The 477-nt window shown below is 46.3% G+C and carries 1 protein-coding gene; it reads right to left on the reverse strand.

From position 1 onward, the window contains the following. Positions 1-459: IS66 family transposase (locus FAY32_RS14920; RefSeq protein WP_263862556.1), on the reverse strand; the 459-nt coding region annotated here is incomplete at its 3' end. Positions 460-477: the final 18 nt, after the last annotated feature.

Consider the following 477-nt stretch of genomic DNA (forward strand, 5'->3'; position numbering starts at 1 on the left):
GGCTTTCCCCAAGCGACTTTTGGGTAGTTCGTTAGCTTGATCAATCCAAGCCCAGAACTTACGAATTAGTTTTCGAAGTTGCCGATGCCGATTACGTTTTCTAGACCGCGGTGAATAGTGCTGCCACTCTCGTTCTAGCCTAAACATTTCGTTCAAGAGTTTCAATGGCCGACTCATTTTGACTTTACCATTGTTGTTTGCCGCATCATAAAACTTTCGACGCACATGGGCAAAACAACCGACTCGAACAACAGAATCTTCTAAGTAGTTGTAACCCGCGTAGCCATCGCATTGGAGAACCCCAGTAAAACCTCGGTAGAGGTTCTGGGCAAATGTTCCTGAACGAGTATCGCCATAAGCATATAGTACTGCTCGGATTGAGGACTTCTGAACCGACCTTACTACCCACATATAAGACCGTGAAGTCGCCTTTTTTCCTGGTTCCCGTAGTACCTGAATTGGCGTCTCATCACCTTG

Source organism: Levilactobacillus enshiensis (assembly GCF_007115095.1).
GTDB lineage: Bacteria > Bacillota > Bacilli > Lactobacillales > Lactobacillaceae > Levilactobacillus > Levilactobacillus enshiensis.